Here is a 12,123-nt window from a genome sequence, read left to right on the forward strand (position 1 = left end):
AAAGTAAAAATTTCGCTCAGCCTCTGCTGTCGGTAATTCTAGAGATTTATTAGAATTTTATCCGCGGATGCGGGTTAGATACCGCTTCTTTTGATTCGCCTTTGAAAGCAAATATCGCTCCATATTCACTATACAATCGGCTCTATGGCGTTTTCTAATGGGGCTACTGTAAACGTCACTCTCACAAAAGTATTCCCGATAATAGCCAAGAATTTGCCCCAGGGATGTAAGTTCATCCTCGTACGTCAGTCTTGAGCTATGCTGAGATTGTAAGTAGCTGGGCTGCTTTACAGCGTTTAACCAGGCATCTACAACCTGTGGAGTGATCTCGCGCACCTGCATACCATCAAAAAAAGTTAAATGACGGATCTTTGAAGTGAAAGTCTCATAGGAAGAAATTCTTACGCGCTCAAAGTAGTGCTTCAAAAAACGTTCTTTGAGATCGCGAAAGAGCATGTCTTTAGACGCCTCAGGGCTACCGCTATCGAACATTAAGGGGTTAGCCCACCATTTCTTGGCGTCATCCATGGATTCAAAACAACGCGTGTACTGACGTTTGTTTAGCTTCTTGTAGGCGTAGTACCTCTTCCCCGTTTGCCGCTGGACATATTTCTTGGTCGCGTCCGACCAATCCCAAATAGTTCTGATGCCCGTGACCCTAGGAATATGCCTGTAAACAATGGGTCTTTTTTTAACTTTGCTAGTTTGTGAAGTCATTTATTCTCCTCTCACAAACTTGTCCAAGTCAGAACGATGGAACCTTATGATGCCGCCTCTTGTTTTACCAGGCAATAGCCCAAGCTGCTGATATTTATATATAGTCTTGGGACTCACCCGCAAAAAAGCTGCGGCCTCTTTTACTGTCATTATTGGGTTGTCAAAGAGCAATGGTTTACTTCGTTGTTCCACAAAATTCCTCCGAAATCCAGAAGAAGAGTAGCTGACCCATGAGTTAAAAGTAGGTCAGGACGTGGACATCGATTTTCTGTTAATTAAAATTTTCTTTTTTGATCCATTGCGAGTTACGGATTTTAGGATATCGTAGGTGGTCATTTGACATAGGCTTTCAATGTTTAAATCATAGGCGGATCTCTGCCACAGGCGACGAAGAGAGTCAGCATCTAGCGCAGAACTACAAGTGTCAGAATTCTTGAAAAGTAACGACATGATTTGCTCCATTGTCCTAAAAATGGGCGATTTTCGTTTGCTAAGTTGAGCTGTGAATAAAAGTCTCAGAAGCTCGACCACTGCTTTTACCGTTTGTCTTTGCCGTGGCCTGCTTGCGACCACAACCGAACTTGTTTTATTTAGATAACTTCTGATACTTCTTTGTCTAGACGATTCTACAGAGTAAAAAAAGCAGTACAACCCTAACTGTTCCCATATTAACTCCTTTAATAAAAGGCGTTCTATGTTTGGTTTCAAGCTGAGCCGATCAATTATCGAGGCAATATCAGCGATATTATCTAGATTCCATTCACATTGAAAGTCGGCGTTTAGTTGTTCTACGTAGGCCTTGAAACTAGTTTGACAAGTAACCCCGTCAATCTGCCGTATTTTTTCTAAAAAAAGTGATTTGTCCACGTCTTGTCCTATTTTTAACCCATACAACGGGTAATTTATATACAAATAAATATTTTTTGGAGGTGAAACAATGAAGCAAACAGGAATTGATCTACTAGTAGCTATAAGACAGGCTGGTCTCAGCCAAGTTCAAATCGTAAGAGGCTCGAGAACGCTGTCAGAATCGAAGTTGTCCCAAATACTTAGGGGGCACAAAAAACCAACTCCAGACCAGATAAAAGAAATTGGTGATGCCATAAAGAAATCCATAGCTGGAGCCCAAGGTGCTTAATAATTACGCCGATCCTACGAAGTTTGCAGACAGACAGGAAGGTGAGGCAGGAAAACTTCTAATCATCATTGGTGGAGGTGTAGCTCACGTGCCTCCAGGGGACTATAAGGCCCGTATAACTCAAATTAGAAAGACATCTTTCAAAGGCAAGAGGGACACCTATTGCTTTGTTTTCGAAGTCGTTGATGGCCAACATAAGGGTGTCGTCATAAACGGATATGCCAATGCCCAGTACAAGAAGTTTTCAAAGCACACGAAATTATACAGGTGGATCACCGCTGTGGAAGGGCAGGAGCCTGAGTTGGAGGAAGGATACGATTTGGAAGTAATGAAAGATGCAATTTTACTTGTGAGAGTTAAAGATACACAGACCACTCAAAAACAAGTGGTTTCCAACGTTGAGGAAATCATAAGTAAACTTGACGATTTTTAATGCAGTGCTGCTGACGGTGACCAGTTGACCAATCACCAATGGACCACGGACCAAACCCCATAGACCAAAGATACGAATCAATCACCCACCCCCAGAGCACTAAACCCCTTTGCCAAAGCGGAGCTCTGCGGGGTGGGATTTTTCAAGGAGATTTATGAATGAAAAGCAGAGATGTTTTGCCAATAATTACGTGCTGCACTTCAATGCGACAAGGGCGGCAGTTCAGGCGGGATACTCTTCGGACTCAGCAGCATCCATTGGGCACGAGAACCTTAGAAAACCAGAGATCCGAGACTATATTCATCAAAAACTTAGCGAAAGTAACGGTGTTCTGATAGCGACACGCGAGAGGTTGTTGGCGGAGCTACTTCAAATGGCTTTCGACTCAACAGAGACCGGATTTGTGCGTTTAAAGGCTATTGAAATGTTGCTGCACAATAGCTCTGGAGACCAGCAAAATGCGGATGCCAGAAACTTGGTCAGTGAGAGGCTACGTGACTTGCGATCCAAATTCAAACTCCGAGCAGGCTAGGCGGCATCTTCGATGTCGAATGGCAAATCTTTGATATGCGGCTTAAGCGCCTTTTCGAATCTTACCATGTGAGCTATAAGGTGGTTTTGGACTTTTTCACGATCCAGGGTCATCACGTCCCCCTCGCCGATAACGTATTTTAGTCGGCAGGCTCGCTTCAGAAGGATGGGATCAAACTCCAATTCCCCTCCGAACTCCTTCTCTATCATTTGACGCTTGGACTTAAGGATATTTAGCATGTGCTCATTTAAATCCGCATCAGGCGTGTCTATGTAAAGCTCAACTAAGTAGTTCTTCGACGTGATATGGAAATTGAAACTCAGCCCCCCGCGACCCGAGGCCTGGGAATGATAATGGTATTTTTGGGGCTTTCGATTACGAAACCCAGGTAAGAGCTTTTCGCATTTTATATTCATATCAGTCCAAAACTGGATGTTAAATAACCCTCTATCAGAGATTTCCGATGCCGCTATCGCAGCAGCACGCACATCCTCGTCTGGCTGACAGATGACTTGAAAAAGTGGAGCGGGGAGGGAGTTGTCGATCGAAATGGCTTCGATCTTTAGCAGGTAAACCTTTAGTGAGCTGTCTTTGTTGAGCCAATTGACGGCGTTGATGTGCTCTTGACGAGGCTCCTTTGCAACCCATACGCAGATCTTGGTCTCTAGATTAGAGCAGTAGGTTATAATCTGGCCGAGGTGCTTGTGGTCTGTCTCCTCTAGTTGGTTTTCGATGACGACTTTTTGTCCATACTCGTCGGTGGCCAGAATATCTGCGGAGAATGAACCCACGGGTTGCTCGCGCTTCTCAACGGTCAATCTGAATCCCAGAGCATCGCTTAGGGAATCCATGTTGTCCTCCATCCAGGTCGTGAAGTTCGTGGCTTCATTCTTCCAGATGTCGCGCAGTTCGTGTTTTTTCATTTTCCCAAGCATAAAACTCCTAAGTTTCGTATATGTTTGGGTCGGACTGTAAGTCTAATAACTGAAGACTAGTTTAGTAGACGGCAATGCGAATTTTTTTGCAGCGGACATCTAGTAGTAAAGTCCGGAGGATGGGTAATTATTTTTAATAAATCTTGTTTACACTAACGATAAAACAAGGTAGATCTTCCACGTGCTTTTCGATTTAAGTTTAGCTAGCGTAAAACATGAACCTTAAGTATTTAGTAAATCATCAAACAATTAAGCCGCCATGTCCCTGCAGTAAGAAGTTTCTGCCTTTGAATGAGACGATGCTTGCCTTTAGATTCGTTTTTAAACAGGCGACTACAAGTGATTTTCTTCCTTCGTATGTAAAGAACCAAAATCCTGGAAAAAGTTGCGAAGGTTATGCATTATCGTTTTTTAATACCCGCAAGTCCGCAGAAGCCAAGTTCGCGTCCTTGCGTGCACGCGTTGATGCTTTATCGATATACGGTAACCATATTGCGGAACTCGATCTTGGTGACGGTGATGGATTGGTTTGTAAGCCAAATGTCCAGGGGCACTTTGATTTGCATGAATATGTCGGAGCGATGTTTCATAATAGGATAAAGGCTTATCACCCCTTATGATGAGGATTTTTTGAATAAGATTATTCCAATTGGCATAAAAGTTAATGCTTTACCTCGCCAACTTACTTTCGTAAGAACTCTGGAAGAGTTTGAGTATGCAATTCTTAGTGTGCATAAGGCAAAAGAAGGCTCTGGTCTCTACATAGAAAAACTGTGCACTAGCGATAATAATGTTTATAGGTATCTGATAGTAAGGACTGAGCAAAGGTCGGTGGCAGAGTACCTCGGGAAAAAAATAAGTCTGTTGTCATTGCTTACAGACGCTAGTGACGGTGGCGGTTTTTTAGTAGATAGAAAGAGTGATGGCAGCATCCTAGATATCCACTCGATACGTTTTGATCAATTACCAAAGGGATATCTTCCTCAAAAGGTTGTATTTCACGATGAGAGTTTGCGTCCTGAATGGAAAGATATTCCTCAGCATTTTCTACTGGAAACCTGGGATGCTAAACTTCTTGCCATAATAGAAAAGCGATACAAAGATGTATATGGTTTTAGTTATGTTGCTATGAAGGGCTCAAACGAAAAGATATCAGGTTGGATACTTGATTACGACTACGACGGTGGGTACTCGTATATGCATGCCTTTAATCGCCTTAGGAATGCTCCACCTCCAAGACTTCAGGCTCGGTCAGTTGGAGTTGCGGCGAGTTCACCTGGGGTATTAACAATCGATGCCCCATCCACAGTTGCTATGTTTTTAAATCAATGCTTTCTAGTATTGCCATCTGTTGGAGGACTATACGAAGCCGTTTACAAATGGTCCCGTCTAAGCCCAGCAATGATTGAAAAGATGCCTGCAAATGCAATTAAAGATTTGCGAGCGTTATGTGATGGATTAGAAATTAGAGTTGAGGCACTGTTGCCAGAACCCTCGGAAAGGTATACAGATCCTTACTCGAACCCGCGTTGCATTTTAGCTGCTGGTAAATTGGTTGCCTCATTTTACCGACGTATGTGGAAGTTGCTGGATCCCGAAAAAGGTGTCGAATATCTTAGTGTTACGACCACAAATCAAAACATTTCTTCTCCTGAAGGGGTGTATGATGACGATGGGGAAAATTCTTCCGAAATGTAAATCACTTTATTCCGCAGTTCTGTCCGCTCCTTTATTTACCCGCTTCAGGTGTTCCTCAAGACTAAACGCCGCAGCTCCGTGATACTTTTGCTCTGTTTTGGCTTTTGTAGGGGGTACTGACCATTTGATATCCGTCACCCAAAAAAGAACTGTAGCATAGTTCATATTTACTTCGCCCAACTCCGCATAGTAACCGATCGACGTGCGGCCCACCTTACCTTCGCCCCTGGCAACGCCTTGCTCGAACTTTAGTGTTTTTTGAAGAGCCGAGTTACCTTTGCGGTCCTTAACTTCAAAGTGGATTATATAGGATTTAAGCTCCTGTGTTGGACAGCTCTCGTTCATTTTGCAAACGGGCTTCACTTTTCTCCGCTCAGAAATATGGTCCCATGTTAGGGCGCATTTGCCCATCAAGCGGTCGCAATTCTGATCCATTTTGACGATCTCGAAATTTCTTAAGTCTTCATCGGCGCCGTTGTATTTTTCACTTGTAAGGTTTTTAAATTCTTTGGGTGATCCTTGGCCGTAGGATTGCCCAAAGGCGGCCTCTAAGAAAAGTAGGGTAAATATAAGCCCGATGGTCATAACTCGCCTCCTAGTCGATTTTCACGCGTTTAATGGATATTTCAAAAGTGCCTTTAAAAAAATCTTCGGTCATAATTTTGGTGATGGGCTCCTGGCGGTCCTCTTCCCCGAATAACAAAAAGTGCATAGATACCCCCAAGTGTTGTGCTACCTTCTGGGTATGCACTGGATTCTTTGGTGTCCTATTATTGACCCACTCTCCCAGCGTGCTTGCAGGGACGCCCGTAGCTTTGGAGAGAGCCTTTAAGGAATATCGCTGCTTGCCCATTAGTGCGGACAAAACTTTGCCAATTTTAATTTCGCTCATACAATGATCCATAGGATCGTGGGTATGCGAGTCTGAAGTAAGTCCAATTCCCGTTATCGGGACGCAAAAACGATGAGTCGGTCATTTTGAACGACGTTAGAGTGAAAGTCATAGAACCTCCGTGTAGCGGGTGTATTTAAAGACGCGATTAAAGCTGTGATAAAGCTAGGTGACCTAGCTCCAGCGTAGAAAAAAGGGTAAAAGGTTCCGCATCGTTCTAAATCGGACAAGTTCTTATGTGTTTATTATTACTAAGTTATTGAATGAAAACATTGGGTTAGCGGAGCGGTCGTTAGTAGACTCGCTCTCTCCGCCAATTTTTGAATAATCTAGCAAAATCAGACGTATATATAATTAGAGTACGGACATGGCGAACCCGAGCTCTACTGGGTAGGCGAAATCCAATATTAATCTTTAAGTTGCAGTTTTTTACACTATACGGTATAGTGTAAAAATAAAGGGGCAACATGATTCGCAGCTTTGGAAATAAAAGTGCTCAGGACATCTGGGAAGCCAACAGTTCAAAATCGTTACCTCGAGAATTATGGCTCAGAGCCAAAGCGCTTTTAACCATTATGCACGGAACGACGGAATTGAATGATTTGAAAATAAAGGGTCAGCCACCGAATATTCGACTCCACAAGTTAAAGGGTAATAGAAAAGAAGAGTGGAGTGTCACAATCAAACTGCCTTGGTGTATTACCTTTAAATTCAAAGCTGGTGAATTTAGTGACGTAAAAATTGAGAATTACCATTAATGAGATGGAGGTATTTATGATTAAAAATCCAAGACCAATGCATCCAGGCATTGTTTTAAATGAAGTCTATATGCAAGAGATGGGGCTCAATCAGTCCCAATTGGCGGAAAAATGCGGCTGTTCTCCTAGGAAAATAAATGAGATCGTTAATGGTAAACGTGCAATTTCCCCTGATTTCGCTATTGTGCTTGAACGGGTGCTCGGGACAACAGCTGAAATGTGGGTGCGCATTCAAGCTGAGTACGACCTTTGGATTGCACGAAAACGAGTGGCTTAGTGGTAAAGAAAAAAATCAAAAAGAAAACGACGACAGTTCGAGCTCATCCTATGGAAGTTCCCGTCAGCGAAAAAAACCCGACAGGCGTAACTATCCGCGATCAGCATCTTCGTCGTTTACCCGGAACATATTTAAAGCGTGAGGATATTGGGGAGATTTTCAAAAGCCATAACCGAAAAGACATTACATACCCCACAGCGGGAAAAATTTCAGAGCACAAAACAGCAGACGATTATGATGAGCTCATCGCGGTCTGGACGAACTACTTCAACACTAAATTAAAAACTGATCCATCATTAGATCCCGATGTCTTTAAGGCTCTTTTGGCCAGTGAATCAGGATTTCGCATTCATACTCCCGAAAATAAAATTGCTTTCGGGATAGCTCAAATGACCAAACAGACATGGACAGTTTTGCAAGATCCTAAGGGTGAAGCTAAGGAATTTATTTTTAATAATATCCGACACAAGGATTTAAAGGATCCATCCATTGCAATCCCTATGGGCATCCGTTGGCTCATGTATAAATCGAATAGAGCAGCCGCTAAACTTGGACGACAACCCACTCATGAAGAAATCATTCTAGAATACAAAGGCTTACTTAAAAGTAAAAGTCAGTACAAAAAAGACGCTTTGGATAGCTATAGGAAGTATTATGGAAAACTTAAAGGTAAGTAGTGTGTGCGCAATGATACTTGGCATATCTTTTGCGGGCTGTACAACATCTTCATTTAAGCTTTTAAATCAAAAAGATATGGCAATGGAGTTTCTGATTACCCCAGACAGAATCATTCTGGAATGTGAGAGAGTCGAAACAGATGATCGCGGAGTCGTGGCGGGATTCCTGATGTATGTCGTGGATGACAAAAAGACAAGTTTTACCATGGTGCAGACAAATACTCTCGATAGAGAAAGCTGTGAGCGTAGAATTAAAAAAATAGAAAGAATATTAAGCAATGGTCGCCAAATATATTTGGCGGGCATAGGAGATTTCCGAGAACCTAGAGAGCTGGGACCACGCAAGTATACTTTTCCTCGGCTTGGCACCATCGAACATAATGGACGATCTCTGCAATTTATCGCTGTTAAGAACGAGCTTAATCAGTGCTTTGGGGCATTCTCTGCAGAAGAGCCGCCTTGTCCCCCGGAACCCTTTCCAATAAAAAAGTGATATTTATCGGAATTTTTGGATGCCCCCGACGCGCACCCGAAGGGCGTTAGGCAGGAGCCTAACGTCAATCTCGCTCCGACATATTTACTAAACCACCACGGTGGCCGATTTCCAATTCAAATTCCCAACATACTCTTCGAGCCCTCGTCCGTCATCAGACTGTGCGAACAAATTCATCCAATTGTTGTCTAACAAATGACGAACATGAGAGTGCTTCTGAATAATGCCGCTAATCGCGGAAGTGGGCGCCGCGATCACTACGTTCAGGCGCAGTGGTTTATGAACAAATTGAGTTCCGTCATGGACCGATTGCCAGGGGAGCCCCACTTTTAAGTCGCCACTGTTTCCTTCGATCACGCCAAGAGTGCCGATCACATTGTGAATGGTTTTATTCCCGGCGCCGAACACGGGGTTGTTTGTTGTTGACGCAAAATATTGCAAATTGATCCAGCTGGCGACGATCATAGGAGCGGTCATGATGAGCTCAAGAACGCTAAAGTCAGGATCTGTCTTCCAATCATAAGAGTGCAAAAAGGCCTGACCATTGAGTCGCGCCGACGACGTCAAACTGCGTGGACCGACAATGAACGCGTAGTTTCCAGCGAGTCCCCACTCCGGGCGCACTTGGGACCAGTCAGAGCAGCGTTGAATCACGTCGGAGTCGGCCTTGTCTTTTTTGATTCCGAGAAGGGTCGATCGCTCGGCGCGTGCGAGTCGAGAGGCGTGATTTAATCGAACTTGCAGCTCATCGATTTCTGATCTTAAGAATGCGGGAGCGTTTTCTGTTCCAAACAAAGTGATTTCATCCGTCGTGGTGTTATGGAGTGCGCCGAGGAACCATGTGTCTTCGGGAATATTGAGTCCGTCAGCTCCAAGAGCTAATCTCACCTCGGGATCGTTGAGAATGGTCGAGACCACGCGCGCGTTAGCGTCTCCGGAGTGTCCACCGCAGGCTCCACAGTCAAGCCCCGAGGCATGAGGATTGTTGATCGTTTCGCTCCCGTGGCCCACAAATAAAACGAGTCGAGAAATTTTTTGATTCAGTCCCATGTTTTTTAAAACCGATTTTGCAACTTGAAGCTTTTGCTCTCGAGTAAATCCCGTGACTTCGCCGTCGATGATTTCTTGGTCAATGATCGGAACGATGTTTTCTTTGTGAGGGATTTTTCGCAGGCCTAAGGTATTTTTTATAAGGCTCACTAGAGAGAAAAATCCGAGAGCCTCGACATAGGCAAAACACGCTGTGGCCGATTGGGTGAATCGTCTCCACGCGTTTTTTGATTGCGAATGAATTTGAGACTCTGTCACGAAAGCAGCCCGATCCTCTTTACGAAGAGGAGCCTCGAGCACTCGGAATCCCGTTTTAAGCAGGACGGGTCCACGCTCGCTTCCTTTTTCGTTCCCTAAACGTAAAAATTCAAAAGGCACCCCAAAAAAACCGGCAAAGCCTATGGTCTCTACGCCGGGATAGGAGGATTCGAGAGCCCGCCGATAAACTTCGGATCGCACGTCGATACAGAAGACGGCTTGAAGCGGAGGGCGTTCGATAGCGCCCGATGTTTTTGCAATTTGCGCTAAACTCGTCAGCGTCTTTAAAAGTTTTCGCTGATGGGCGCGCTCGTAGGCTTCGTGAAGTACAAGATCTAACGCGAGATTGGGATCATGCTTAAGATCGTGGTCGCGCGGCAAGCGAGCCGCTTCGTTCATTGAGGCCTTCCAAGCTTCGATAAAGGCCGGATCCTGGCGCTCTAAAAACAGTCCGTACCCCCAGACGACACGAATCGCAAGTAACTGCACCAGCGAATCATTGGTCTCGCCATAGAGTTCGCTTTTCCAAACGAGATGACGAACGAACGAGGCCCACCCGTTGATATCAAACAAAGCTCGATACAGATAATCCTCGGTCGCGCGCGCGGGAATACTTAATTTATCAGTGACAAACGCGATGGCCTCCACAGGATCGGTCGGCATCTCCGCCACAGTTTCCCGAAAGTGGGAGAGTCCCATAAATTCGGGATTGCGATCAATTTTTTGCCAAGCGAGCCAGGCGGAGTAGAGGGATTTTTCTTTGAGAGGAAATGGTAAGAGGGCCTGACCACTATCGTAGTAACTGGCGCAAAATTTAGCGATTTCATCAATCATAAAAGCGGTTCGCGATGAGTGGCGATCGCCATGGGCGAGTTTATCTAAAACTTCCGACACTGTTGCGACAACGGCGCGCGGCGGTTTTTGGTCGGACGCCACGTTCTCGAGAATTGTTTTTATCACTTCCACAGATTGGGGAACTGGCCAATTGCTGGGGGCCAAAGAAAGTGCGGCCGCCAGATCACGGTCTTCCATCACACCCGATTGAATAGCTTCTCTATAAAAACCCCGGGGCATAAGGACGTCCGCGCGATTGATGCGACGGAAACTCGCGCACGCTTCGGAGAAGGGTTTATCGATAAAACCGAGGAAGGGATTTACGGCCACAAAACTATTGAGCGGCCAAAGCGGCGCTATTTTTTTGCAAGCTCCATCGATAGCTAAAGAGATTTCAGATAAATTCATGCGTCATCTCCGTTATTGTAATTGGGAATATATGTGGGTGGCCCCGATTGCGGAGCCGCTCCCGGCCAAAACAGAATCGCCAGTCGATTGGCAAAAGTATTGATATAAAATCCGTGAGACAGATGAATATAGAACGCGAGCCAACGCGGATTTTGATTGAGAGGCGCAATCTGAGGAATCATGGTCAAAGTACTAAAAAGTAATATGAGTAACACTCGAACGACCAGATCCACAGAGCTCAGATTTTGGCTCGTGCTGGGCAAAGAATCATAAAACGCCAGTGTCGCCAATCTCTGAGTCGCAAAAAACAAAATCGTAATTCCAAAGACGCTGACAAAAATGCGAGTTAGAAAATTAAAGTTCATTCGCCCTTTAAATCCATGAGCGAGGAAGATCGCAAGCCCCAAAGCAAAAATATAGCTCAAAGTGGAGGGGCCTGGCTGAGTGATCAGATTGGAGCCCGAGTAGATCCCCAAAAGCGTCACCGTCAGTAGTGAAATAAAGGTGGCAAAAATAATTCCATATGCAGATCCCTGCGGCGAGGGTTGAAGAGATTTTGCCGGCTGAGCCAGGCGCACGGTTTCTCCCGAGGAGAGAAAGGCGTGGGCCTTATAAGCCGAGTGAGCGATGATGTGGAGAAGTGCAGCGGAAAAGACTCCGAGCCCACACTCGAGCATCATAAATCCCATCTGCGCGATGGTCGAATAGGCGAGAGAAACTTTTACGGAAGTTTGGGTCATCATGACGAGCGAGCCGAAGAGCGCCGTCAACGCCCCTATGGCGATCAAGAGGTTCATGGCCGAGGGAGAGAGGGTGATGAGGTGGGAGTAGCGAATGAGCAGAAAACCACCCGCGTTAATAACTCCCGCGTGGAGCAGAGCCGAAACGGGCGTCGGAGTTTCCATCACTTCGAGGAGCCACCCGTGCAGTGGAAATTGGGCCGATTGAACTAGAGCCGCCAGCGCAAAGAGCACCGCGACCAGGGACAATGAGGAATCAGAGAGCCCTTCGGTGGTCGCCGCT

16 protein-coding genes are annotated in these 12,123 nt (G+C 45.2%); 8 read left to right on the forward strand and 8 right to left on the reverse strand.

From position 1 onward, the window contains the following. Positions 1-57: 57 nt before the first annotated feature. The 3 genes from K2Q26_09015 to K2Q26_09025 are packed head-to-tail and all read right to left on the reverse strand — an operon-like array spanning position 58 to position 1,167. Positions 58-717, reverse strand: a complete 660-nt coding sequence (locus K2Q26_09015; protein ID MBY0315647.1) for a hypothetical protein — start codon at positions 715-717, stop codon at positions 58-60. Beyond that, positions 718-909 carry a helix-turn-helix domain-containing protein gene (locus tag K2Q26_09020; GenBank protein ID MBY0315648.1) on the reverse strand — a complete coding sequence of 64 codons (192 nt, stop codon included), beginning with the start codon at positions 907-909 and terminating at the stop codon, positions 718-720. Positions 910-963: 54 nt separating this feature from the next. After that, a complete protein-coding gene (locus K2Q26_09025) occupies positions 964-1,167 on the reverse strand; it encodes a hypothetical protein (protein MBY0315649.1) in 204 nt (67 codons plus the stop codon). 680 nt (positions 1,168-1,847) lie between these two features. Here K2Q26_09025 and K2Q26_09030 point away from each other — a divergent pair. Together K2Q26_09030 and K2Q26_09035 are read left to right on the forward strand one after the other, a co-directional pair. Continuing rightward, the gene (locus K2Q26_09030) at positions 1,848-2,288 is read left to right on the forward strand and encodes a hypothetical protein (protein ID MBY0315650.1); all 441 of its coding nucleotides are present in this window, start codon (positions 1,848-1,850) and stop codon (positions 2,286-2,288) included. A 154-nt stretch (positions 2,289-2,442) separates the two neighbouring features. After that, complete coding sequence (locus tag K2Q26_09035) at positions 2,443-2,820, forward strand: terminase small subunit (protein MBY0315651.1); 378 nt, start codon at positions 2,443-2,445, stop codon at positions 2,818-2,820. Here K2Q26_09035 and K2Q26_09040 read toward each other — a convergent pair. Next, entirely contained in the window at positions 2,817-3,743 is a 927-nt protein-coding gene (locus tag K2Q26_09040) for a DUF4268 domain-containing protein (protein MBY0315652.1), read from the reverse strand. The genes K2Q26_09035 and K2Q26_09040 overlap by 4 nt on opposite strands. Positions 3,744-3,970: 227 nt before the next feature. Between K2Q26_09040 and K2Q26_09045 the strand changes: the two genes are divergently transcribed. Further along, positions 3,971-4,375, forward strand: coding sequence for a hypothetical protein (locus tag K2Q26_09045; GenBank protein ID MBY0315653.1), 405 nt, complete (start codon positions 3,971-3,973; stop codon positions 4,373-4,375). Between the two features lie 10 nt (positions 4,376-4,385). Continuing rightward, positions 4,386-5,453 carry a hypothetical protein gene (locus tag K2Q26_09050; protein ID MBY0315654.1) on the forward strand — a complete coding sequence of 356 codons (1,068 nt, stop codon included), beginning with the start codon at positions 4,386-4,388 and terminating at the stop codon, positions 5,451-5,453. 6 nt (positions 5,454-5,459) lie between these two features. Here the strand turns inward: K2Q26_09050 and K2Q26_09055 are convergent, their stop codons facing one another. Beyond that, a complete protein-coding gene (locus K2Q26_09055) occupies positions 5,460-6,038 on the reverse strand; it encodes a hypothetical protein (GenBank protein ID MBY0315655.1) in 579 nt (192 codons plus the stop codon). Positions 6,039-6,048: 10 nt separating this feature from the next. Beyond that, on the reverse strand, positions 6,049-6,345 hold the full coding sequence (locus K2Q26_09060; protein ID MBY0315656.1) for a helix-turn-helix domain-containing protein: 297 nt from the start codon (positions 6,343-6,345) through the stop codon (positions 6,049-6,051). A 467-nt stretch (positions 6,346-6,812) separates the two neighbouring features. Between K2Q26_09060 and K2Q26_09065 the strand changes: the two genes are divergently transcribed. Genes K2Q26_09065 through K2Q26_09080 form a run of 4 tightly spaced genes read left to right on the forward strand, consistent with a single transcriptional unit; the run spans position 6,813 to position 8,550 of the window. Next, positions 6,813-7,103 (forward strand): type II toxin-antitoxin system RelE/ParE family toxin, encoded by a 291-nt coding sequence (locus K2Q26_09065; protein MBY0315657.1) that lies wholly within the window; start codon positions 6,813-6,815, stop codon positions 7,101-7,103. 16 nt (positions 7,104-7,119) lie between these two features. After that, positions 7,120-7,380 carry a HigA family addiction module antidote protein gene (locus K2Q26_09070; protein ID MBY0315658.1) on the forward strand — a complete coding sequence of 87 codons (261 nt, stop codon included), beginning with the start codon at positions 7,120-7,122 and terminating at the stop codon, positions 7,378-7,380. Further along, positions 7,380-8,057 carry a transglycosylase SLT domain-containing protein gene (locus K2Q26_09075; GenBank protein ID MBY0315659.1) on the forward strand — a complete coding sequence of 226 codons (678 nt, stop codon included), beginning with the start codon at positions 7,380-7,382 and terminating at the stop codon, positions 8,055-8,057. Before K2Q26_09070 ends, K2Q26_09075 begins: the two co-directional genes overlap by 1 nt. Then, positions 8,035-8,550, forward strand: coding sequence for a hypothetical protein (locus K2Q26_09080; GenBank protein MBY0315660.1), 516 nt, complete (start codon positions 8,035-8,037; stop codon positions 8,548-8,550). The genes K2Q26_09075 and K2Q26_09080 overlap by 23 nt, the downstream gene beginning before the upstream one ends. Positions 8,551-8,637: 87 nt before the next feature. On the opposite strand, the gene K2Q26_09085 is transcribed toward K2Q26_09080, so the two are convergent. Both K2Q26_09085 and K2Q26_09090 read right to left on the reverse strand, forming a co-directional pair. Beyond that, positions 8,638-11,100: a DUF2309 domain-containing protein gene (locus K2Q26_09085; protein ID MBY0315661.1), complete on the reverse strand. Its 2,463-nt coding sequence runs from the start codon at positions 11,098-11,100 to the stop codon at positions 8,638-8,640. After that, positions 11,097-12,123: hypothetical protein (locus tag K2Q26_09090; GenBank protein MBY0315662.1), on the reverse strand; the 1,027-nt coding region annotated here is incomplete at its 5' end. The genes K2Q26_09085 and K2Q26_09090, both read right to left, overlap by 4 nt.

This window comes from Bdellovibrionales bacterium (assembly GCA_019750295.1).
In the GTDB taxonomy this organism is placed as follows: Bacteria; Bdellovibrionota; Bdellovibrionia; order Bdellovibrionales; family JAGQZY01; genus JAIEOS01.

Excerpts from the sequence above, each read along its gene's own strand:
- K2Q26_09015 (MBY0315647.1), bottom strand. The coding sequence starts at position 717 with ATGACTTCACAAACTAGCAAAGTTAAAAAAAGACCCATTGTTTACAGG.
- K2Q26_09025 (MBY0315649.1), bottom strand. The coding sequence starts at position 1,167 with ATGTCGTTACTTTTCAAGAATTCTGACACTTGTAGTTCTGCGCTAGAT.
- K2Q26_09035 (MBY0315651.1), top strand. The coding sequence starts at position 2,443 with ATGAATGAAAAGCAGAGATGTTTTGCCAATAATTACGTGCTGCACTTC.
- K2Q26_09040 (MBY0315652.1), bottom strand. The coding sequence starts at position 3,743 with ATGAAAAAACACGAACTGCGCGACATCTGGAAGAATGAAGCCACGAAC.
- K2Q26_09045 (MBY0315653.1), top strand. The coding sequence starts at position 3,971 with ATGAACCTTAAGTATTTAGTAAATCATCAAACAATTAAGCCGCCATGT.
- K2Q26_09055 (MBY0315655.1), bottom strand. The coding sequence starts at position 6,038 with ATGACCATCGGGCTTATATTTACCCTACTTTTCTTAGAGGCCGCCTTT.
- K2Q26_09060 (MBY0315656.1), bottom strand. The coding sequence starts at position 6,345 with ATGAGCGAAATTAAAATTGGCAAAGTTTTGTCCGCACTAATGGGCAAG.
- K2Q26_09065 (MBY0315657.1), top strand. The coding sequence starts at position 6,813 with ATGATTCGCAGCTTTGGAAATAAAAGTGCTCAGGACATCTGGGAAGCC.
- K2Q26_09070 (MBY0315658.1), top strand. The coding sequence starts at position 7,120 with ATGATTAAAAATCCAAGACCAATGCATCCAGGCATTGTTTTAAATGAA.
- K2Q26_09080 (MBY0315660.1), top strand. The coding sequence starts at position 8,035 with ATGGAAAACTTAAAGGTAAGTAGTGTGTGCGCAATGATACTTGGCATA.
- K2Q26_09085 (MBY0315661.1), bottom strand. The coding sequence starts at position 11,100 with ATGAATTTATCTGAAATCTCTTTAGCTATCGATGGAGCTTGCAAAAAA.